At 39.9% G+C, this 21,295-nt stretch carries 17 protein-coding genes; 10 read left to right on the top strand and 7 right to left on the bottom strand.

Features of this window, described 5'->3' with window-relative positions; translation table 11 throughout:
- Window positions 1–73 precede the first annotated feature (73 nt).
- The 6 genes from J7K40_00865 to J7K40_00840 all read right to left on the bottom strand — a co-directional run bounded on the left by J7K40_00865 (window position 74) and on the right by J7K40_00840 (window position 10,564).
- Window positions 74–3,715, bottom strand: coding sequence for a PAS domain S-box protein (locus tag J7K40_00865; protein ID MCD6160950.1), 3,642 nt, complete (start codon window positions 3,713–3,715; stop codon window positions 74–76).
- A gap of 193 nt (window positions 3,716–3,908) precedes the next feature.
- Window positions 3,909–6,635 (bottom strand): response regulator, encoded by a 2,727-nt coding sequence (locus J7K40_00860; GenBank protein ID MCD6160949.1) that lies wholly within the window; start codon window positions 6,633–6,635, stop codon window positions 3,909–3,911.
- Between the two features lie 16 nt (window positions 6,636–6,651).
- Entirely contained in the window at window positions 6,652–7,260 is a 609-nt protein-coding gene (locus tag J7K40_00855) for a chemotaxis protein CheC (GenBank protein ID MCD6160948.1), read from the bottom strand.
- The gene (locus tag J7K40_00850; GenBank protein MCD6160947.1) at window positions 7,241–7,627 is read right to left on the bottom strand and encodes a response regulator; all 387 of its coding nucleotides are present in this window, start codon (window positions 7,625–7,627) and stop codon (window positions 7,241–7,243) included. Before J7K40_00850 ends, J7K40_00855 begins: the two co-directional genes overlap by 20 nt.
- Window positions 7,628–7,656: 29 nt before the next feature.
- On the bottom strand, window positions 7,657–9,501 hold the full coding sequence (locus J7K40_00845; GenBank protein ID MCD6160946.1) for a PAS domain S-box protein: 1,845 nt from the start codon (window positions 9,499–9,501) through the stop codon (window positions 7,657–7,659).
- Between the two features lie 307 nt (window positions 9,502–9,808).
- The gene (locus J7K40_00840; protein MCD6160945.1) at window positions 9,809–10,564 is read right to left on the bottom strand and encodes a nitroreductase family protein; all 756 of its coding nucleotides are present in this window, start codon (window positions 10,562–10,564) and stop codon (window positions 9,809–9,811) included.
- 248 nt (window positions 10,565–10,812) lie between these two features.
- Between J7K40_00840 and J7K40_00835 the strand changes: the two genes are divergently transcribed.
- From J7K40_00835 to phoU, 8 genes are all read left to right on the top strand, one after another.
- Window positions 10,813–11,511 carry a response regulator transcription factor gene (locus J7K40_00835; protein ID MCD6160944.1) on the top strand — a complete coding sequence of 233 codons (699 nt, stop codon included), beginning with the start codon at window positions 10,813–10,815 and terminating at the stop codon, window positions 11,509–11,511.
- Window positions 11,508–13,292 (top strand): PAS domain-containing protein, encoded by a 1,785-nt coding sequence (locus tag J7K40_00830; GenBank protein ID MCD6160943.1) that lies wholly within the window; start codon window positions 11,508–11,510, stop codon window positions 13,290–13,292. The genes J7K40_00835 and J7K40_00830 overlap by 4 nt, the downstream gene beginning before the upstream one ends.
- Window positions 13,293–13,672: 380 nt before the next feature.
- Complete coding sequence (locus tag J7K40_00825; GenBank protein MCD6160942.1) at window positions 13,673–14,758, top strand: putative porin; 1,086 nt, start codon at window positions 13,673–13,675, stop codon at window positions 14,756–14,758.
- A 98-nt stretch (window positions 14,759–14,856) separates the two neighbouring features.
- Complete coding sequence (locus J7K40_00820) at window positions 14,857–15,705, top strand: phosphate ABC transporter substrate-binding protein (GenBank protein MCD6160941.1); 849 nt, start codon at window positions 14,857–14,859, stop codon at window positions 15,703–15,705.
- 210 nt (window positions 15,706–15,915) lie between these two features.
- Window positions 15,916–16,872, top strand: a complete 957-nt coding sequence (gene pstC / locus J7K40_00815) for a phosphate ABC transporter permease subunit PstC (protein MCD6160940.1) — start codon at window positions 15,916–15,918, stop codon at window positions 16,870–16,872.
- Window positions 16,873–16,955: 83 nt separating this feature from the next.
- Window positions 16,956–17,834: a phosphate ABC transporter permease PstA gene (gene pstA / locus J7K40_00810; protein ID MCD6160939.1), complete on the top strand. Its 879-nt coding sequence runs from the start codon at window positions 16,956–16,958 to the stop codon at window positions 17,832–17,834.
- A complete protein-coding gene (locus J7K40_00805; protein MCD6160938.1) occupies window positions 17,827–18,654 on the top strand; it encodes a phosphate ABC transporter ATP-binding protein in 828 nt (275 codons plus the stop codon). The genes pstA and J7K40_00805 overlap by 8 nt, the downstream gene beginning before the upstream one ends.
- A 16-nt stretch (window positions 18,655–18,670) precedes the next feature.
- The gene (gene phoU / locus J7K40_00800) at window positions 18,671–19,333 is read left to right on the top strand and encodes a phosphate signaling complex protein PhoU (GenBank protein MCD6160937.1); all 663 of its coding nucleotides are present in this window, start codon (window positions 18,671–18,673) and stop codon (window positions 19,331–19,333) included.
- Window positions 19,334–19,419: 86 nt separating this feature from the next.
- Here phoU and J7K40_00795 read toward each other — a convergent pair whose 3' ends face one another.
- Window positions 19,420–19,566: a hypothetical protein gene (locus J7K40_00795; GenBank protein ID MCD6160936.1), complete on the bottom strand. Its 147-nt coding sequence runs from the start codon at window positions 19,564–19,566 to the stop codon at window positions 19,420–19,422.
- A gap of 459 nt (window positions 19,567–20,025) precedes the next feature.
- Here J7K40_00795 and J7K40_00790 point away from each other — a divergent pair, with 459 nt between their 5' ends.
- Both J7K40_00790 and J7K40_00785 read left to right on the top strand, forming a co-directional pair.
- Window positions 20,026–20,925: a hypothetical protein gene (locus J7K40_00790; GenBank protein ID MCD6160935.1), complete on the top strand. Its 900-nt coding sequence runs from the start codon at window positions 20,026–20,028 to the stop codon at window positions 20,923–20,925.
- Between the two features lie 91 nt (window positions 20,926–21,016).
- Complete coding sequence (locus J7K40_00785) at window positions 21,017–21,265, top strand: amidase domain-containing protein (GenBank protein MCD6160934.1); 249 nt, start codon at window positions 21,017–21,019, stop codon at window positions 21,263–21,265.
- Window positions 21,266–21,295 lie beyond the last annotated feature (30 nt).

The following is a 21,295-nucleotide window of genomic DNA, read 5'->3' as shown; positions in this document are numbered from 1 at the left end:
ATCCCGGATTTTGAAGTTGGAACATATTTATGTGCTGTAGATGCCCTCACCCAACAACAACACTGTTGCGCGTTCAGAGAATATCCTGCACGGACGCTTTATCCAGTTCTTGCCTGATTGCTTGAGCAATTGATTTCATTGTCAGCGGTTTTCTAATAAATCCCCCCGCTCCTAATTCTAAAACCTTATCAACTCGGTCTGTTTCTGCAAATCCGGAAACAACAATTGCTTTCTGTGATGGATTGAATTCGAGCACTTTTTGATATGTTTCGACCCCATCTAAGCCGCCGGGCATAATCATGTCTATTATCAGTAAATCATGAGGATTATTCTTCAATAATTCTAAAGCGCTTGCGCCGCTATCAGCGGCAGTTACTTTATAGCCAAGGCTTTCCAACAAACTAAGCGCAACTTCTCTCTGTAAAGTATCATCATCCACAACAAGGATGCTTTCAGCGCCGCCGACGATTTCACCTGGTTCCGCTGTCTCAAGTGATTTTCTCGTAATCGGGAAATATAGATAGAATGAAGTCCCCAGTCCGATTTTCGTTTGAATATCAATATAACCGTTATGGTCTTCCATAACAGCATGCACAACACTTAAACCTAAACCCGAACCTCTTTTCTTATCGGCGATTTTAGTTGAGAAAAAAGGATCGTATATTTTCGATAGAGCCTCTTTGGAAATTCCGCAGCCCGTATCAGTAATGGTAATCTTGGCGTATTCTCCTTTTACAACAAGTCCATACTTTTCCGAAGACCTGTCAATATAGAAGTTTTCAGTTATTATTGATAGAAATCCATTATCCTGCATCGCATCCCGGGCGTTGTTTACTAAGTTTGAAATCACGCGCAGTATCTGCGAAGACCCGCCTTTGATATTCATTAAGTTTTCATCCAATATGGCTTCAATATGAAGCGTGCTTGGTACCAACTGCATCTGATCAACGACTTGAGTAATAATATTATTTAGATTCAATATTTCTAAATTGTAGTGTCCTCGCCTGCTCAAGGTAAGCAGTTGCTGGTTAATATCAGCCATTATTTCCGCCGCTTTTTCAATATCTTCAAGATATTTATAAGAAAAGTGATTCTCCGGTAAATGTTCTTTTATCATGTCCGGGTAGGCTATCATTGGTCCTAAGAGATTATTAAAATCATGAGCAACCTGGCCGGCGATTCTGCCCGCTGTTTCCAAACGCTGCGCCTGAGAGGCGAGTTCCTGCAGGCGTTTTGTTTCCGTAATATCTAATACGGAACCAAAATATCCTTTATAGATTTTATTCTCATCAAATCTCGGTGTAATAGAAACAAAAATGTTTTTCCTTTTTCCTTTGGCGGAAATTGCTTCTAGTTCATACTGGGAGGTTTCCCCCTTCTTTCTTTTTTCAGTTTCTGAAACTATAATTCCTTTTTGACTGTCGGGGAAATAATCAAGAAGGCATTTGTCTAATATATCATATGTTGAATCTTCATCGAATATCTCCGCAAAAGCGGGGTTGCAGAATTCAATAATTTCATTTTCATCCACTATGCCAATGCCTTCCATCACGGAATTAAACAACTCCTGGTAGCGTCTTTCCGATTCCCAAAGCGCTGCTTCTGCTTTTTTACGGTCGCTGACATCGCGGACAATAGCTTGAAGTATTACCTTGCCGTCGATTTCAACACAGTTTAGACTCACTTCCGCATCAAACAAAGTGCCATCGAGTTTTTTATGTTTCCATTCAAAAAATTGAGGTTTGCCGGACAACGCCATATTGATGTTTTTTAACGACTTCTCTTTCGATTCGCTTCCATCCGGCTGATATGGCGGAGAAAATTCATGCGGTTTTAGCTGTAGGATATCCTCACGACTGCAGCCGAATATCTCTTCTGTCTTTACATTACAGTCGATAAACATATCTTCGCTTATAAGGAATATCGCATCATTGGCATTCTCAAAAATTGCTTTGTGCTTTCTTTCACTTTCCCTTAGCGCTTTCTCTGTTTTTAACCTGGCAATTGCGCTGCCAATCTGGGCGGTTATTATTTCGAGCGTACTGTGAGCGAAAACTGGCACTTCATTAAATGTATGAGAGGCGATATTGAGACAACCAATTACTTGATTATTGTGATGTATAGGAATAATAGCAATAGCGCGCAATTGTTCTTGTATTTTAATCTTATCTAATTGTATGCCCAACTCTTGATGACGCTTATAAATTGGCTTGCCCGCTTTTACAAGCTGCGCACTAGCTGAGTCCGCATCGTAGTGTGAGGCGCTCCTAACAAAATCAGGGGGCAGTCCTATATGGAATGCTAAATCTAAAGCGCTGGAAGTATTATCAAAAAGGTAAACTCCGCCGCAATCCATCCTTGAGATTTTGAGCGCTGCTTCAATACAAAAACGAAGCCCTTCATCAAGGTTATGTGCGGCGCCGATTGCTATAGCTAAGTCTCGCTGGACATTTATTAGATTCTCCGTCTGCTTGCGCTCGGTAATATCTTTAATATAAGTTCGCCAGCCCCTGATGCTATCCCTATCCATCAATGCAACTACATCCGCTTCAATATACAATATTGATTTATCTTTCTTAATGCCCTTAAACTCATAATGTGATTTTAAGTATTTTTGACTGTAGCGGACTTGATGTTTTGCTAAGTTCTCTTTAAGGCAATCCGGATGCACAAGTGAATTAAAGGTTTGATTTTTCATCTCCTCAATTGAGTACCCGAAGAGTTTTGCAAATTTCTCATTAAAATAAATAAATTTACCCGTAGTATCGTCAACAAGAATGCCAATATTGGCATTTTCTATCAGGTCTTTATACTTCCTCTCAGATTCAAGCAGCGCTTCCTCAGCCTGCTTGCGTTTAGTAATATCGCGTATAATACCTACAGCATTCCAATTTCCCTGTAATTGTATAGCCCAAACCGATAATTCGACAGGAAATTCGCTTTCATCTTTTCTTAATGCTGTTAGCTCTAATGTTTTTCCGATGGCTGCGCCTTGGCCGGTTTTCTCGAATAAAGGAAATGCTTTGACATATTTCTCGCGGTATTTTTCTGGCACAATAATAGCATGAAGTCCTTTTCCTATTACCTCATCGCTGGAATAGCCAAACATATTTTCTGATGCCTTATTCCAGAAAGTAATTTTGCCCTGCGGTCCCATCATTATTATTGCATCCAAAGCATTTAAGCTAAGACCGTAAAATTTTTCTTCGCTTTCCTGAAGTTTTATTTCAGTCTGCTTGCGTTCCGTAATATCAATTCCCTGGGCAATCGTGGATATAATAGTGGTTCCGTCCTCTGCGAAGATATTAGCTGAATTCCAAATGATAATCTTGATATCACCATCTTTGCGCAGGATTGGGATTTCAACTACTTCCCAATATTCACCATCTGAGGTACGCTTGATTTTGTTTAATGTACTCTCACGGGTTGACTCAGGGATTAGTATATGCAATTTCTTACCGATAACATCAACAGCATCATAGCCCGTTAGATGTTCAAAAGCATGATTGAACTGAATAATCTCAAATGATGTATTCCAAACGATGATAGGCACGTTGGCATAGTTGAAAATCTTTTCCAGGCAGCCGCTTGCCTCATGAAGCGTTTTCTTCATCTGCTTATGACTGGTTTCTGATTTTTCCAGCTCAGAGATTCGCCGCCGTGACTTTACCAGTTCTTTTATAAGCTCTTTTTTTGTTTTACTTTCGTCATTCATGCTAATTTTTATTATACATTTCCGTGCTATTTTTTACAAGTTATTACTTGCAAAGCGAATGAGAAAAATATCGTCTCTGAATATTTTTCTATATAAGCCTCTATTTGATATCAGGTGTTCGGACTTGATAATAGCCTCAGACATCATATTAATAACCTGCCGCTGCTAAAATCATTTTCAATTATCAATGTCCTCATGATACTACCGTCTCTGCTTGGTTCAACAGCTCCTCTTCAAGCTGTACTATTTCAGATTGCAGTTTTGTGAATGTTTCTTCTGCTTTTTCCATTATATTATTCTTACCCATCATTTCGAGGTTTAGGGCAATATCAAAAACCGCTTTGGCGCCAAAATTACCGACCATGCCTTTAAGGCTATGTGCGGCTTCGTGCAAATCCTTGCTGTTTTCCGTTTTGATTGCTGTTTCTATTTGGGTCATCAGTTCGGGATAGCTTTCAGAAAACACCTCGATAATTTCTTTCAAAAGTTCAATATCGTTGTCAACATGATTCAAAACCTCAGATATTTCAAATGCCGCTGTCTTGTCAGTCTGCTTCTCTGATTGCTTAGGCAAATCGGTTGGCATTTTTTGTCTTTTATCCTTGCTTATGTTGTCCAATAATGTATACAATTTTTTAGGATTAATCGGCTTGCTGATATATTCATCCATTCCCGCTTCAAGACACATTTCACGGTCGCCCTGCATAACATGCGCGGTCATGGCTATTATGGGAATATGTTTTCCCGTTGCCTTCTCCTGTTCGCGAATTATCCCTGCAGCCTCAAAGCCTCCCATTACCGGCATCTGAACATCCATCAAAATCAAGTCGTAATTATATTTTGCAAGCTTCTCAATAGCAAGCTGTCCATTGTCAACAGCCGTTGCATTATAACCATGCTTGGCAAGCAATTTAATTGCCAGTATTTGATTAGTCTTATTGTCCTCAGCTAAAAGAATATTAAGCTTTTCCCCGGCTTTTATACTCTGATATTGCAAAGCTTCCTCTGCTTTCTTACCGGCTTTCTCATAGATGATGGCATCACTTGCCGATGCTAAATCGCGGTTAAATGTTTCAATAATTGTATTATAAAGCGCTGATTGTTTAATCGGTTTATATAGAAATGCAGATGCGCCTAATTTTTGAGAATGCTCCCTTTCGCCCAACCGATGAGCGGAGCTAAGCATTATTACCGATGTCTTATCAAGCCACCCGCTGGATTGTATCTTCTCAGCAACCTCAAAGCCACTCATATCCGGCATCATCACATCCAGAAGAACAAGGTCGTAGGAATCATTACTATCATTCGCCGCTGCCAAAGCTTTTAAAGCCTTTTGCCCGTTTTCTGCAAATGATGGCTTCAGGTTCCAATTCTCAAGAAGCGCTCCGAATAGATGCCGGTTGGCAAAATTATCATCAACCACTAATGCCTTTTTCCCTGTCAATTGAGTTTGGTCAAAAACTGTCAGCGGCTCTTGAATTATTTGCGTTTCAAAATGAATGGAGAAATGAAACGCGCTGCCCGGACCGCCAACTTCTGTTTTATTAACAGGACTTTCCAACCAGATTTTGCCTCCCATCATTTCAATCAACTGCTTGGAAATTGTAATCCCCAGCCCGGTACCGCCATAATTGCGGGTAGTTGACCCATCCGCCTGGGTAAAACTTTCAAAAATCGCCGCCTGTCTTTCCTTTGGAATGCCGATTCCGGTATCAGAGATGCTGAAGTGGAATTTTGATGATTGGATGTCGCCTTCAAGCTCTACCCGAAGTACAATATCACCCTCTTGTGTAAATTTAATAGCATTGCCGATTAAGTTTATTATAATCTGATTCAAACGTACAGGGTCTCCAATAATGCTGTTGGGAACTAACGGGTCAATAAATGATATTAATTCAATCCCCTTCTCATGAGCGCGGATTGCCAGCATTTCTATCGATTGCTCTATTATCTCACGAAGGTTGAAATTAACCATTTCCAACTCTAATTTACCCGATTCAATCTTGGAAAAATCGAGTATATCATTAATGATGCCTAAAAGTTGATTAGCAGAAGATTTAACCATATCAAGATATTCGCGCTGTTCTTCGTCTAATTGAGTATCTAAACATAACTCCGTCATCCCGATAATGCCATTCATCGGTGTGCGGATTTCATGGCTCATATTGGCTAAGAATTCGCCCTTGGCGCGGGTAGCATCCTCCGCTTTATCCTTGGCGACTTCCAGTTCGTTAACAAGCTGAACAAGCCGGGAAGCATTTTGTTCCTGAACATCTTTCGCCTCTTGCAGGTCGGAGGCATACATTTTAAGCTGTTCCTCTGCCTTTATACGCTTACTGATTTCATTTTGAAGGCTGGCATTGAACAACTCTAACTGTTGCCGCGATTCTTCTATATCCTCCATCATGTTTAATGTTGCTACGCGGCTTTCATCGAGCGACTTTAAATTACTTTGCATTTCATTCTGCGTTTTTATAAGCAGCTGTTTCTCTTTCCTTAACTCGGAAAGCTTGTGGGTAATTCGAGTTTCATCCTCAATAATAATAAGAGCAAGAGTCTCGTTATACCCCGGCAGGTAGATTGGCAGGATTTGCGTCTTCTGAATCATCAGTTCATCTTTTACCGACCCTGATAAGCTGATAGGAAAAAAATACCGGCTGAAAAAAGAAGAAAAGAAAGTTGGAACGTTGTTTTCAAAAGTGTTAATAATCCTATTATGAATATTTGCTTTATTCAGATTAGGATAACGGTCGGTGAGACATGTTTTTAATATTTCCTCCTTGGGGATACCTGTCCACTTCTCCAAAACAGCATTCCAATAAAGCACTGTAAAATCGCGCTGGATGATAAGCGCTCCTAATGGCAGTAAATCCAAAACCGTTTGATGAGACCGCGTGCATTGCAATAATTTATCAGGCAAAACAATATTCCTTCTGCTAAGTAACTTCTGCCTCATGAAGAAGCTGAGAAATAGATGGAACCTTGCAAAATATTAAAAATTGTCCTTGAATATTCTGCCTGGAAATCTCGAACGAGGCTTCCGCATACACAACCTGAGTCTGCAGCGAATTATCCATTTGTTTCGCATACTGATAAAAAATATCTGTCAGCGAAGTTTGTTCATATATGGGGATATTATAAGTTAATGGTCCCAACATCGCTGTTGCTATCGAGCCAAGGATAGCATTTAACAAGATATTCCCCACTTCAGTTAAAACGCCTTCATACTCGTCGTCAAATTCGGTAGAACTTGATTCGGTTTGACCTAAAAGAAGGTTTACTAAAGCAAACGCGCTTTCTTTAGGAAATATAAGCGTTCCCCGCCCCGAATATTTGCCGGTGAAATCCTGCTTGACTGAGGCAATGTCTTTCTCCTCAAAGAACTCTAAACTTTCAGGAATAGCATCAATATCAAATACCTCTACTCGCGGAATCTGTAAAATAATCTTCTGGCTTGCCATTTCGCTTAGCGATGCTGCGGCTCTGCCAACTCCAATATTTATTATCTCAGTCAGCGCATCTAATTCATCGGGATTTAATTTCATCTGCTTTCCCCTTTACCTTTGCAGCAACGGATAAAGCCGCTATCAGTTCCTGTTCTTTAAACGGTTTGTTTAAAAAATGAACGTCAAATTCCTCGCATTCCCGCCGGGTTTCCTCCTGAATATCTGCAGTGATTACAATCACGGGGGTTTGATTGTTATCCTTGCGAATGGCGGATAAAAACTCAATACCATTCATCACCGGCATGAGCATATCAACAGTAACGACATCCGGCTTGTGTTTCATTAACATCTCTAAGCCAATCTGTCCGTTTTCTGCCTCTAACGTTTCATGTCCTAAAGCCCTAACCGCCTTTATAATCATATTGCGGGACATCTTGGAATCATCAATCACCAGTATTATTGCCATCTTTAATAATCCTCTTTTTATTTATTTATTTATTTATTTGCTTTTAATAAATCATTTTTCGATTCAGAGTTATTAAAATCGGTTTTATAAATCGGCGGTTCTCCTTTTTCTTGATAAAGCTCATTAATATTTTTCTTAAGCTCTATCATCCGAAGTTCTCGTCCGACTGCTATCTTATTAAATCGTTCTAATTCAGACATAGTCTGTTTGATTTTCTCCTCCGCCTGCTTGCGTTCGGTGATATCGCGTATAATACCCACGGCATTCCAATGTTCCTGTAATCGTATAGCCCAAACCGATAATTCGACAGGAAATTCGCTTTCATCTTTTCTTAATGCTGTTAGCTCTAATGTTTTTCCGATGGCTGCGCCTTGGCCGGTTTTCTCGAATAAAGGAAATGCTTTGACATATTTCTCGCGGTATTTTTCTGGCACAATAATAGCATGAAGTCCTTTTCCTATTACCTCATCGCTGGAATAGCCAAACATATTTTCTGATGCCTTATTCCAGAAAGTAATTTCGCCCTGCGGTCCCATCATTATTATTGCATCCAATGCATTTGAACTAAGGCTGTAAAATTTCTCCTCGCTTTCTTGTAGGGCTTTCACTGTCTGCTTGCGCTCTTCTGCTTCTTTCTCTAAATTCTCATTTGCGTCTCCAAGGTCGGATGCGATATTTGCCATTACAGCATTTTGCTGCTCGATTTCCTCGATTTTTTCGCGTAGCTCTTTAGTCCTTGCCTTAACTGTTTTCTCGAGTACCCGGCTGTGTTTTTCTGTTTTTTCTTGAGATTTCCTCAAGCTTAATGTCATATCATCGAACATATTCGCTAATTGTCCGATTTCATCTTTTGCCTTGATGCCTATTGTATGATTGAGGTTCCCTTTTGATATCTCCTCAGCGCCTTGATATAATTTTAAAATCGGTTTGGTTATATTGTTTGATACAAAAAACGAAAGCAATACCCCAAAAACTAAAAGAACAGCTATGATTAATAATATTTTATTAGTCAAATCATCAACCGGCGCAAATGCTTCATCCTCGCTTATTTCAGCCAGCAATATCCAGTCCATCTCATGTATATATGAATGAACCGCAAGAATATCAATACCTCTATAATTTTTAAATGATAGCGCTATGTTTTCATGTTCTTGGCTGCTTGTTTGTTCTGCGTTTATAAAATCATGCTTTAATTTTCCTATATCAATTTTCTTTTTCAAGACCGCATCGTCAAGAAATCTGGAAGGGGTGATTATATAATCGTCTTTATTTACAAGGTATATTTCCCCCGTTTTCCCTAATCCGGTCTTATCCTCTGTTATTGAAAATAATTTATCTGTATTGAAATTTATAACAACAACCCCTGAGAATAAGCCATTTAGAAAAATGGGCGCGGATGCGCTTATAACAATGTCGTTCGTAAACTTTGAAATATGCAAATCTCCAAGATAAGCGCTTTCCTTCCCTTTTAGGAAAATATCCTGAGCGCTTTTATCAAGTCCAACATCTGTATTACTGGAGGCTATTATTATGCCGTTTTTATTTAAAACTCTAATTCTTGAAATATCATCATAAGATTGTATAATGCTTTTTATCCTTCTGTTAACTTGCTTTACTCTTTGATAAGAATTTATCTTCGTGTTTACAGCATCTCTAAAAGGATTTCCCGCTGCCAGTGTCAGGGTTATATTTTTATATTCACCTAAAACCGTTTCAATATGGTGCGCCCGCGATTGCGCGTTGGCGGTTAAACGGGTGCTAATTTCTCTTTTGATAGCCTTTGTTGATAAATCCCTGACGATTAATAAAGTGGATAATCCCACTATTAAAATTAACGATAGGGAAATGAAATAAATTTTGGTTCTGATTTTCACTTTCTTTTCGACCTTTTATAAGCTTGTTTAATTTCCTATCTGTGTTTTAGAAACAAATTGTTTCGGTTTTAAGCCTTTATAGGGAACAAGCTTCTGCAACCGTTTTTATTTACATTATATCAATAATATTTATATCGGTAACTTAGCTGTTGATTATAGTAATTATCTGTCTGTGTTTCACAATATAACTATTATCTTAAGTCATTACTGTATGGCTATTTCTTATGCGTTTGGATAGCCAGACTCTATCGAGCTAACTTTATCCGGGCGTAACTCATTAATGCTTACAAGCAGTTAATTATATATATCAGATTTTAAAGCCGCGTTTCTCAAATTGTTTCTGTAGTATTGCTAATGATTCTAACCGCTGTCCCCACTTGCGCGAAATATGTTCGGTCCAGCTATATGTGTCAAAATCAAAAGTCTCCTCTTTATCGCCTTTAAGTTCTAACATTAAGCCTGCCTTGCGGTAGTAGTCTTGCGATAAATACCCTTCATCCATTGCCTGCATAGCATTTTCGATAGTTTCCTCGTCGAAGTCCGGATATTCATCCTCAAAAAGCGTAAAATTCATCGGATAGCGAGGCCTTGGCGGCGGCGATTCGGCCGGATAACCCATAACCAGCTGAACTATAGGAAATATTCGCTTGGGTAGTTTATATTGTTTGGCTATCGGTTCGGCTTCGTAGGGGATCATGCCGATATGACAGCTTCCCAAACCAAGACTTTCTGCCGCCATTACCATATTTTGACCCATCAAAGCAGCATCCTGAATGCTTAGAATCAACAGCATTAGATCATTAGTAATCAATTTCCACTCCCTTTTGGCCATAATCAGTTCCAGCTTGTACGAATCGACACAAAAGATAAATGATAACGGAGCCTTATAAGGAATTTTATCCCTATCCCGAGATAGTAATATACTGCAGAGCTGTGAGACGAAAGGAGCCTGCTGTCCGGCTCGAACAATAGTATTGATTATTTCATCGGACGGTGATTTGTTTGTAAATTTTCGAATTGATTTGCGGTTTAACATAGCTTTTATAATAGGATTATCCAGCATAATTATCTCCTTTTTACGTGATTGACTAAGAGCGCTTATAAACTTATACATGCCATCACCGGTTCTTTTATAAAATCATTTAGAATTTATTAAACATTCTAAATATAAGCAAGATATTTGAATACCTGTTGCTTTTGAATGAATTTCGAGAAAAAACACCGCAAAACAGCAGGCAATATTGAAATTTAACCATTTTATTATAAAATACTAATACAATTCTAACAAATAATATGATATTATTTGATATTATGCTTGCCAGAAATGTAAAAATATTGGTCGTTGAAGATGACAGAGATATTGTAGAATTGATAGAATACAACCTTCGCAAAGAGGGTTACCATGTTATCACTGCAATGTCTGGCGAGGATGGGCTTGAAATGGCCAAATCGGAAAAGCCTGATATGGCGCTTCTTGATTTGATGTTGCCAGGTATTGATGGATTAGAGATATGCAAACTCCTTAAGGCTAATCCGGCAACTGCTGATATTCAAATAATCATAGTATCTGCAAAAGGCGAGGAGGCGGATATTGTTATTGGCTTGGAGCTTGGCGCTGATGATTATATTACCAAACCCTTCAGTCCCAAAATCCTGATTGCTCGCATCAGAGCCTGTCTTCGACGAAAAAATCAACAACCCGTTGAACAGAGTGCTGTGATTAAAATACAAGGTGTTGTTATTCATCCGGGGCGTCATGAGGTTTTAATTGATAATAAAATCATTCCTTTAACGCTGACGGAATTCCGGCTGCTGCATTTTCTGGCCAGCCGTCCGGGATGGGTGTTCACGCGCTACCAGATTGTTGATGCTATCCGCGGCGATGACTATATTGTTACCGACCGCACTGTTGATGTGCAGATTGTCGGACTGCGGAAAAAGCTTGGTAAATACAGCGAGTATATTGAAACTGTCCGCGGTGTCGGCTATAGGTTCAGGGAACAGCCATGAAAAAAAAGCGATTGATATGGCAGCTTTTCCCGATGCTTTGGCTGATAACTATCCTGTCGATTTTGGTTATTACGATATATCTTTCGCATTCATTTAAAGAGTTCTATCTTGAGAAAGCAGCCATAGACCTGCGGACAAGAGCAATATTGGTTAAAAATCAAATTCCCGCTTTAATGGTTGATGGCAATCATAAAGATATAGATTTACTATGCAAACAGCTTGGCGGAGAAACTAATACGAGAATTACTATAATTTTGCCATCAGGAAAAGTAATTGGCGATTCGTATGAAGAGCCGAAAACAATGGATAATCATGCTCACCGAGCTGAAATAATTTCTGCCTTAGCCGGCGATATCGGCATCTCAACCCGATACAGTTATACGCTTCACAAAAACCTTATGTATGTTGCCATGCCTATTTTTGATAATAATGATATAACTGCCGTTGTTCGCGTTTCTATTCCAATATCAGCCATTAATAAAGCTTTAGATAAGGTGTATATCAAAGTAACACTGGGGGGGATAGCAATTGCAATTTTTATTATCGGCGCCAGTGTTTACACTTCTCGTCGTGTCAGCATGCCTATAAAGCAAATGGGAATAATTGCCCGACAGTTTGCTGAAGGTAAATTGTCACAGCGCATCCCGGAACATAACTCTATAGAAATGGATAAGCTTTCAGATGTGATGAACCAAATGGCGAAACAGCTCGATTACAAAATTCAAACAGTGGTAAAACAACGAAACGAACAAGAGGCAATACTTTCCAGCATGGTCGAGGGAGTTCTGGCAGTAGATTTAGACGAGAAGATTATTAATATAAACAAGACGGCAGAACATATGCTGGGAGTAAGTGTCGATACAGCCGCGGGATGTTATATACATGAAGTTGTTAGAAACACATACTTGCATAAGTTTATTAAAAAAGCTCTTATGGAAACACATCCCTTAGAAGATGAATTAACCCTGTACAACAACGGTCAGAGATCTATTCAGGTTCATGGCAATGTTCTGCATGATGCAGACATGAAACATATCGGAGCGGTAATCGTGTTAAACGATATTACGCGCTTACGGCAGCTCGAAAACATACGCCGCGATTTTGTCGCTAATGTATCTCATGAACTTAAAACCCCTATCACCTCAATCAAAGGTTTTGTTGAAACGCTCATCGACGGAGCTATTAACGAGCCGCAAGAAGCCAGTCGATTCCTGAAAATAATCATTAAACACACAGACCGCCTGAATGCAATAATTGAAGACTTGCTAAAGCTATCGAGAATCGAACAGGAATACGAAAAGGCTGAGATTGAGTTTAAAGAGGAGCAGCTAAAGAAAACACTTCAGGCAAGCATTCAGTTTTGCGAGACGTCTGCTCAAGCGAAAGATATCAATATTGAACTTATTTGTGACGGCAGTTTAAAAGTAAAAATCAACTTTGATATATTCCAGCAGGCTGTCGTAAATCTTCTCGATAATGCTATTAAATACAGTCCGCAAGGCAGCGATATTACAGTTAAAGCGGCGATTGAAGAAAATGAACTTGTAATTAAAATTATCGATAAAGGCTGCGGAATACCAAAAGAACATCATCCCCGACTTTTTGAACGGTTTTACAGAGTTGATAAAGAGAGAAGCCGTGAGCTTGGCGGAACCGGCTTAGGGTTGGCTATTGTAAAACATATCGTTCTTGTGCATAATGGCAAAGTAAGAGTTGAAAGCGCTCCCGGAAGCGGCAGTACGTTTGCAATTCATCTGCCTATGATTACAAACAAGTTATAGTTTATTAATAAATGTATAATTTATATCGTATCAGTTCGTAGTCCGCCTAAGGCGGATAAACTGATACATTTTGCATGTTAAGAAAATCGGCAGGTTATGCTTCACTGCGACCTGCCTAAACAGTTAATCCCGCCCCAACTTTTTCCATAGTAGTGAAATAATTTTCAATGCTACCATTTAACAACAACCGGAATATGCCTGTTGCCGATACCGCCCATGAATAATTTATAACCGCTCAAAATCATACGATATTAATGTTTCCTTAATAATTCCCTAACAAATTCAGTGTTTAATACTAATCAAAAATTAACTGATTAAAATGTCAGGGAAAAGGAGAAGGTGTCAAAATGAAAAAAGCAAAACAAGGAGGAAAATTCCAAATGGCAAAACCAATCATTACTTTTCTATGTGTTGCCTTGCTGGCGACTACCTCACTGGCAAGCGACTGGTGGGAAAACATCAAGGTAAAGGGCGATTTCAGGTATCGCCATGAAATGATTGATAAAGAGGGTAAGGATACCCGCAACAGGCAAAGGATTCGCGCTCGATTTGGATTGCAGGCAAATGTAAACCAAACAACAAAGGTCGGTTTGCAGTTGGCGACAGGCTCGGACGACCCTGTATCAACTAATCAGACTTTGGACAATGGTTATTCCACAAAAAATTTAATGCTGGATTTGGCTTACCTTGAAATCAATCCAAAAGTAATTGAAGGTTTGTCAATTAAAGGAGGGAAATTTAAAAATCCATTTTTCAAGCCGGGCAAATCTGAATTGATATGGGATGGAGACATGAATCCTGAAGGCGGTGTCGTTGCTTTTAAAAAGGACTTACAGAATATTTCTATTACTGTCATGACGGCTGGACTTTGGCTTGAAGAACGTTCTTCCGACGATGATTCATGGATGGCTGCCGGACAGGGCTTCTTTAAATATAATCTGAATGATAAAAAATCCGGCATTACTGCCGGCGCTGGTTTCTTTAATTATATTAACACTGTTGGTTTTGAACCCTTTTTCGATGCTGGTGATCCGATGGGCAACACGGTTGATACCTCAGGCTTATATATCAATGATTACCAGCTCCTCGAATTATTTGGCGAAGTTAGCCATAAACTTGGCAATATCCCGGTCGTACTAATGGGCGATTATGTAGCGAATACCGCCGTTGATAACGATTGTAATGGCTGGCTAATTGGCGTTCGTGTCGGTAAAGCGAAAAAACCAGGTTCATGGTCTTGCCGTTATAATTATCGAGAGCTTGAAAAAGATGCCGTAGTGGGTATGTATACAGATTCCGATTTCCGCGGCGGCGGTACTGATGGCAAGGGTCATGAGATTGGCGGCGCTTATCAATTCGCTAAAAACAGCGCCTTTAAAGTGAGCTATTTCATGAATAAAATCGGTTTGGAACAGAATGAATCTGATTTTAAAAGATTGCAAGTCGATTTGCAGTTGAAGTTTTAACATTTCACTAAAACATAATGGGTTCCTAACAATTCCCTAACATTGAAATAGTAATGTAATAATGAAAATAAAGAAAAAACCCTTTCAAGGAGAGTACGATGAAAAAAATCTTAGTCATTACAATTGCGCTGCTTGCCGCAGCCTGTTTCGCTTTCGCCGGAACTAATATCACAATCAAAGGTTCCGATACACTTGTTCGCCTGGGGCAAAGGTGGGCTGAGGAATATATGAAAAATGAAGATATTATAATTCAGGTATCCGGCGGCGGGTCAGGAACCGGAATTGCGGCCTTGCTTAATGGAACAACCGATATCTGTGAGGCATCACGCGACATGAAGGAAAAGGAATACAAGCTCGCCGCAGAAAAAGGCATCGATGTCTATAGAATCTCGGTTGCCCTTGATGGAATAGCAGTCTTTTTACATAAAGATAACCACGTGGATGAGTTAAGTTTTTCTCAGCTTAAAGGAATATATACCGGCGCTATTACAAATTGGAATGAGGTTGGCGGTCCCGACCATAAGATAATTCTTTACGGCCGTGAAAATAATTCCGGAACCTATGCCTTCTTTAAAAAGAAAGTTCTAAACAAAGAAGACTACTCGGATTATACTCAAACACTTCCCGGCACAGCGGCTGTTGTTAATGCCGTATCCAAGGATAAATACGGCATCGGCTATGGCGGAATAGCCTGGGCTAAAGGCGTAAAGTTTGCCGCAATAAAAAAGGCAGACGATGACCAAACGGTTAAACCATCGCTTGAAACTGTTTCCAATGGCACATATCCGATTTCCCGCGAACTATATTGGTTCTTTAATGGCGTTCCTAAAGGCGAATTAAAAAAGCTGGTCAACTGGGCGCTTTCTGCTGAAGGGCAAAAAATTGCTGAAGACATCGACTATGTGCCTTTGCCGAAAGAATTAGCGTTGAAAAATGAGATTAAATAAACCGGTAAAATCACTAGCGGATGTGAACACAGGTGGTTGGTTTCCGCTTAAGGCGACTCATCTGCTAACTGGTGCATACGGAAGTGTCCCTACAGGCCGTATGGCTTGGGGCGAGGACATACACCAGCCACAATAAATATATACGGTCTTGCGTAGGGGCGTATTGCATACGCCCTTGTGAATGCCTGAAAATTGTAAAGTATTAAAATAATGGAAGAATACAAATTTAAAAAGAAATCCAGAGCGCTTGAGTTCTTAGGCAAAAAATTTATCGCGCTGAATGCCTTTGTCGCTATGATCGCAGTCCTGCTCATATTCGTTTTCATCTTCAAGGAATCAATCCCGATTTTCACCAATTCCGAGATGCAAGAGGAAGCCAGTCTGCATAAGATGACATTCAAACAGGAATATTATGAGGGTCGGGATGCGAAATGGTCATGGCAGCCCAATTCTGATGTTCCCAAGTATTCGTTATTGCCGTTATTTATCGGCACTCTTAAGGCGGCAATTATAGCGATGTTGATAGCTGTACCATTGGGCGTTGGCGCGGCGATATACTCCTCGGAGTTTGCCTCAAAACATTCTCGTGAGATAATCAAGCCGGCTATTGAGCTGTTGGCTGGAATCCCCTCAGTAGTGCTTGGGTTTTTCGCGCTGATGATTTTAGCTACGGCTTTACAGAAAACACTGGGATTAACATTCAGGCTGAATGCAACAAACGCCGGTATTGCGCTTGGTTGTGCGGTTATCCCTATCATATTTTCAATAGCTGAGGATGCTTTAACTTCCGTTCCCAGGTCATTGCGTGAGGCGGCGTTGGCGCTTGGAGCCAGCCACTGGCAGGTCTCGTTTACTATGGTTTTACCTGCCGCCTTGCCTGGGATTGCCGCCGGCATTGTGCTCGGTTTTGGCAGAGCTATAGGAGAAACGATGATTGTTTTGATGGCCTCAGGCAATGCCGCGATTATTTCGGGCAGTTTGACCGATTCAGTCAGAACCTTTTCGGCAACTATAGCTGCCGAGCTGGGGGAGGTAGTTTTTGGAAGTGCTCACTATAACGTTTTATTCTTCATAGGAACACTATTGTTTATTTTTACATTTATGATAAATCTTGGCGGCGAATTTGTACTGGCAAAGCTAAAAATCAAGATACAAGGTGAAAATTAGTGAAAACTGCCGCAGAAAAAGAGATAACAAGCACTGCAATAGATTCGATATCATATAAGTTTAAAACCAAATCAAGCGATTTCATTCCGCGTAGTCTTACATTGCTGGCGGTACTCATCATAATAGCGATTTTAGCAGTTATTATAATTAACATCGTTCTTGAAGGTATCGGCACAATAAGCTGGGGATTTTTAACCCAGCCCCCTCAGAATGGCATGGAGTCTGGCGGTATTTTTCCGGCAATATTCGGGACAGTAACCTTAGTGATGCTTATGACTATAGCCGTAGTGCCGATTGGGGTGCTGTCAGCTATCTACCTTCATGAATATACATCACCCAACTCAAAAATTACCCGTCTGATAAAAATAGCAATCAATAATCTGGCAGGCGTGCCCTCGATAGTTTTCGGGCTGTTTGGCCTTGGCTTTTTTATTGGTTTCATAGGTACGGGAATTGATTCCGTTTTCTTCGAGGGCAGTCATCCAGTATGGGGACAGCCGGCAATAATCTGGGCGGCATTAACACTTTCGATTTTAACTCTGCCGGTAGTCATTATTTCTACTGAGGAAGCGTTAAGAACTATCCCCCCGGAATTAAAAGATGCGAGTTATGCGCTTGGCGCCACCAAACTACAAACCATTATAAGAATTATCATACCGCAGGCAATGCCGGGTATTTTAACCGGTGCAATATTATCAATCAGCCGCGGCGCTGGTGAAGTTGCGCCTATTATGTTCACCGGAGCCGCTTACTATTTGCCTTATCTGCCGGTCAAGCTTAACGATCAATTCATGGAATTAGGATATCATATTTATGTTATGGCTACCCAGTCGCCTGATGTTGAAAAAACAAAACCGATTCTATTCGGAACGGTGCTGGTGCTTTTGGTGTTGACGTTTATGCTGAATTTTACGGCTATTTATATCAGATCAAAAATGAGGAGAAGACGAATAAGTGCCTGAAAATAAAATTAACATAGAGACCAAGGAAACGATAGCAGAAGCAAAGCCTCATCATCAGGATAAAGCAAATTTGAAGATGAGCGCCCACAATCTCAATTTCTATTATGGAGAAAACCAGGCTTTGTTCAATGTTTCTCTGGATATCGAAAAGAACAAGGTTACTGCTTTAATCGGGCCGTCCGGCTGCGGGAAATCAACATTTTTACGTACACTTAACCGGATGAATGAGACTATCCCCGGCACCAGACTTGAGGGCATAGTTACTCTTGACAGCATCGATATCTACCGGGATATAAAAGATGTTGCAGCCGTAAGAACAAGAGTCGGCATGGTTTTTCAAAAGTCGAATCCGTTCCCTAAATCGGTGTTTGAAAATGTCGCTTATGGTCTAAAGGTAAACGGAATCACTGATAAGAACCTTGTCCGCGAAGCAGTAGAAGAAACTTTAAAAAAAGCCTATCTATGGGATGAAGCCAAAGACATGCTGAACAGAAACGCTTACATGCTGTCCGGCGGTCAGCAGCAGCGGTTATGTATCGCCCGGGCGCTGGCGGTCAAACCGGAAGTATTGCTGATGGATGAACCGGCATCGGCTCTCGACCCAATCTCAACAAGAAAAATTGAAGACTTGATTGGAGAACTGAAAAAATATTATACAATTGTTATTGTAACTCATAACATGCAGCAAGCCGCCCGAATTTCCGATTATACCGCCTTTTTTTACCAAGGCGATTTGGTAGAATTCGGTACGACAAAAACCGTATTTACAAAGCCCTTAAAGAAAAAAACTGAGGATTATGTAACCGGCCGGTTCGGCTAAATATAATGGGGAAAAAATGACCAAGCATTTACATATGGAAATAGAAATATTAAAAAGAAAGATTTTATCGCAAAGCGCTGTTGTTGAAGAAAGTGTACAAAAAGCTATGAAATCAGTTGGGAACAGAAATCCTGAGTTGGCGCAAAATGTTATAGAAAATGATGCCATAATTGATATAACTGAAGTAGAATTGGAAGAAGATTGCCTGAAAATCCTGGCGCTTCATCAACCGGTTGCAATTGATTTGCGGTTTATAATCACCATACTGAAAATCAATAATGACTTGGAGCGAATTGGAGATGAGGCGGTAAATATTGCTGAACGCGCTGTTGTTCTGGCTGCTCAAAAGAGGATTACAATCCCCGTTGATCTTAAGGGAATAGCTGATAAGGTCGAATACATGTTGAAACGGAGTTTGGATTCGCTTGTACGGTTGGATTCGGATTTAGCGCGCAAAGTATGTTCATTAGATGACGAAGTGGATAATCTATTTGCGGAAATTAGCAGCATCGTTAAAACCGAAATCCAAAATCATCCTGAATTAATAGAACACCTGATTCATATACTTGGCACAGCGAGACATCTTGAGCGAATAGCCGACCATGCAACTAACATTGCTGAAGATGTTATATATATGATAGAGGGGGTTATTATCCGTCATAAAAAAAGCAATCCATAGCGCCGGTTTATTAAAGACAACAGCCTGCGATGATTTTTATATCTTAGGATATTATCCACCGCGAAATCCGCCTAAGGCTAATATTCTTATACATGAAGATGAAATGAATCAATCAGCGACCCCCGATTATATAACGACACACTAACTCGGAGAGGCAGGGATTCGACAAGAGGTGATTCAGACAACTTTTTGCTAATCAACAAAATAGCTGTAATCTGTTGGTTTTTTAGCATTTAGTTCAGTTAAGTTACATTAAGTTGAGTCAAGTTCCGTTAAGTTAAATAAAGTTCGCTGTTAGAAAATTGTTAGAAAAAATGTAAAAAATATATGGCATGGTTTTTCTTAAGCTTAATGTATAGGCGGCTAAAAGCAGTTATTCTTTAATGCAATAAGTTTAACAGTATTTTTTTATTTTTTCTTGACAAGCTGGACAGCAGATACTGTGTTTAAATATTAATTAGCAAAAAGATGCTAATTTTATAGCTTTAATAAAAGGAGCGGCAAGATGCGTATAATTTCATTTCTGATAATCAGCCTTACAGTGGTATTGCTTTATTAGTATACCTTACCGATTATGCTCACGTTACCTGAACTGAAAACTGTTTGCATCTTTGAAAATTGAGGAGGCAGCTTATGATCTAAACATTTCAACATATTACAACTATAAGTCTATAAATTAAGAAGGAGGAAAAATGCAAATAAGAAGAACTGTAACAATATTAACTTTATTAATAGCTTTAATTTTTTGTAGCTCGTTGCTTGCCCAGAAAAAACCAGACAGTCATTCAAACCAAGGAAAATCATCTCTACCTGAACAACAAAGAGCTTTTGAGGGTTGGACAGAAGAACAGGGATTAAATTTTCTTGAATTGGCGCTGTCAGATGGAGATAATGACATGGGAGTAACGTCTATATGCTTGGATTTGTCTAATTTAGCGAAATTGGCGGCATCATTACAATCTGAAAAGTTAGTGCAAAAGATATTGGATATCCCCGTATATGAATCTTTTAACGAAAAATATCCTGAGTATGACTACGATGTTACCGATGCTAAAATAAAAGCATTGGCAAACCTTAAAGATTTCCCCGGCGTATGGGAATTCATGATACAATCTCTGAATCATGAATCGCATCGAGTTCAGATTGCCGCATCATCTACACTATTATTTTGGGGTGAAGAATGGGAACAGACCTCGAAAATCATATCTAAAAATGAGGAGTATTTTGAATATCAGAAATACCACGATGAACGGGCTGTGCCTATATTGGAAGAAGCTGTTGTAAATGCCAGTTGGAAAGGGCGTTTGTATGCAGCCGCAGCGCTTTATTACACTTATGGAGATTCTTCCTGGTATCCAAAGGTTGTCTCAGATGTGATTTTGAATGCTCCGATAAATACTGATGATAAAGAAATTAATTGGGCGAAATATCATGCCCTTCGCCAGGTACCGAGGCTTAACTTGGAATCTTCATTGCCCGGTTTATGTCGTTTAGCTTATGATAATGGCTTAGGTATAGGATCAATGGCGGTGGGACATCTCGTGCATCTTAGCGAAGAGGGTTTTCAGGAAGCTACCCAGGCTCTTTTGTAAATCAAAGATAATCACCCGAATGCAAACATCAGAGAGCAGGCCAAACATGGCTTATAGAAATTGCAACAGGAAGAGAAATAGGAGGATACCGATGAAAAGCTTTTCAATATACGTTTGGCATATAGCCATAGTTTTTTTGCTTCTGCCAATATCACGTCCCTTGTTGGCTCAACCTGGCCCAGGAGTTCAGTGGGTTGATAGAGCCTTAGCTTATGCTCAAGAATTCTGGGAATGGCCCAACTACAACTTCCGTTATTGTAATTGGCATTCGCAGGGCGTGGATTGCGCCAATTTTTGCAGTCAGATCGCCAATGCCGGCTGTGCCGGTCAAACATCATAAGCTGTTGACGATAAGGCTCTGCAATGACCA

This window comes from Candidatus Zixiibacteriota bacterium, assembly GCA_021159005.1.
Taxonomy (GTDB): Bacteria; Zixibacteria; MSB-5A5; order UBA10806; family 4484-95; genus JAGGSN01.
Note: the sequence above shows the minus strand (reverse complement) of the source record. Positions and strands in the feature narration are given on the sequence as shown.

Coding starts and splice junctions, on each gene's coding strand:
- J7K40_00865 (MCD6160950.1), bottom strand. CDS start 3,715: ATGAATGACGAAAGTAAAACAAAAAAAGAGCTTATAAAAGAACTGGTA.
- J7K40_00855 (MCD6160948.1), bottom strand. CDS start 7,260: ATGAAATTAAATCCCGATGAATTAGATGCGCTGACTGAGATAATAAAT.
- J7K40_00850 (MCD6160947.1), bottom strand. CDS start 7,627: ATGGCAATAATACTGGTGATTGATGATTCCAAGATGTCCCGCAATATG.
- J7K40_00840 (MCD6160945.1), bottom strand. CDS start 10,564: ATGCTGGATAATCCTATTATAAAAGCTATGTTAAACCGCAAATCAATT.
- J7K40_00835 (MCD6160944.1), top strand. CDS start 10,813: ATGCTTGCCAGAAATGTAAAAATATTGGTCGTTGAAGATGACAGAGAT.
- J7K40_00830 (MCD6160943.1), top strand. CDS start 11,508: ATGAAAAAAAAGCGATTGATATGGCAGCTTTTCCCGATGCTTTGGCTG.
- J7K40_00825 (MCD6160942.1), top strand. CDS start 13,673: ATGGCAAAACCAATCATTACTTTTCTATGTGTTGCCTTGCTGGCGACT.
- J7K40_00820 (MCD6160941.1), top strand. CDS start 14,857: ATGAAAAAAATCTTAGTCATTACAATTGCGCTGCTTGCCGCAGCCTGT.
- pstC (MCD6160940.1), top strand. CDS start 15,916: ATGGAAGAATACAAATTTAAAAAGAAATCCAGAGCGCTTGAGTTCTTA.
- phoU (MCD6160937.1), top strand. CDS start 18,671: ATGACCAAGCATTTACATATGGAAATAGAAATATTAAAAAGAAAGATT.
- J7K40_00795 (MCD6160936.1), bottom strand. CDS start 19,566: ATGCTAAAAAACCAACAGATTACAGCTATTTTGTTGATTAGCAAAAAG.
- J7K40_00790 (MCD6160935.1), top strand. CDS start 20,026: ATGCAAATAAGAAGAACTGTAACAATATTAACTTTATTAATAGCTTTA.
- J7K40_00785 (MCD6160934.1), top strand. CDS start 21,017: ATGAAAAGCTTTTCAATATACGTTTGGCATATAGCCATAGTTTTTTTG.